Source organism: Candidatus Jidaibacter acanthamoeba (assembly GCF_000815465.1).
GTDB classification, from domain to species: domain Bacteria; phylum Pseudomonadota; class Alphaproteobacteria; order Rickettsiales; family Midichloriaceae; genus Jidaibacter; species Jidaibacter acanthamoebae.
In genome coordinates, this window is record NZ_JSWE01000052.1 from 1 (window position 1) to 771 (window position 771).

A 771-nucleotide genomic window follows, 5' to 3' on the forward strand; every position below is an offset into this window, starting at 1 on the left:
GATAAACTTAAAGTATGGGAAGAATATTATAATAAACAAAGATCACATAGCGCTTTACAAGGTAAAACACCTTGGGAAAGATATAAGGAGTTAGAAAACAAAATTCCCTCTTTAGATGAAATACAGGTGAATTATGAGCTAAATCAAGAAAGTTTTGTTATTCAAAACTACAAGTACGACCAAGCAATAAGAGCATTAAAGAAGAAGTAGCTAATATATTTAGGGGAAAAACAATATAAAAACTGAAATAATAGTTGAAGATTGGTAATGATGTCTATGAATCAGAGAGGCACATATTAATCAAGAGTTAATCTTATATTCCAATGGTAACTAGGTATATGAATCACACAACTTGACTCCATACTCGGTATCACAACCGCTTATTTCTTAACTTATAATTGATTTAGGAAAAATTTAAGCTTTACGATTAGAGCCCCGAGATACTATTTTTTTCTTGTGGAATTAGAACTTTTAAACCTGCGATTCTATCAAATTCACGTGTATTCATAGTAATAATAGGATAACTATATGCCATCGCCGTAGCTCCGATAATTATATCATGTGCTCCTATAATTTCTCCTTTACTTTGAAGGCCTGCATATATCTCAGCATGGATTCGCGCTATTTCTAATGTAAAAGGAAGGGATGATATATTACTTAGAATATATTCTACAAATGCCGCTCTTCTGTTCTTCCTAGCAATACTGTCAGCCCTATGAACTCCAATTAAAAGTTCGGATGCAGTAATAGCTGATATATACACTTCCCCGT

Annotated in this window: 1 protein-coding gene and 1 pseudogene; one reads left to right on the forward strand and one right to left on the reverse strand. The window is 32.7% G+C overall.

The window, feature by feature from the left end:
* Positions 1 to 210 (forward strand): annotated as a pseudogene (locus tag NF27_RS12230) (IS481 family transposase); the annotation flags it as partial.
* Between the two features lie 217 nt (positions 211 to 427).
* Here the strand turns inward: NF27_RS12230 and NF27_RS01190 are convergent.
* The coding region (locus NF27_RS01190; protein WP_039454947.1) for a PIN domain-containing protein at positions 428 to 771 on the reverse strand (344 nt) is incomplete at its 5' end.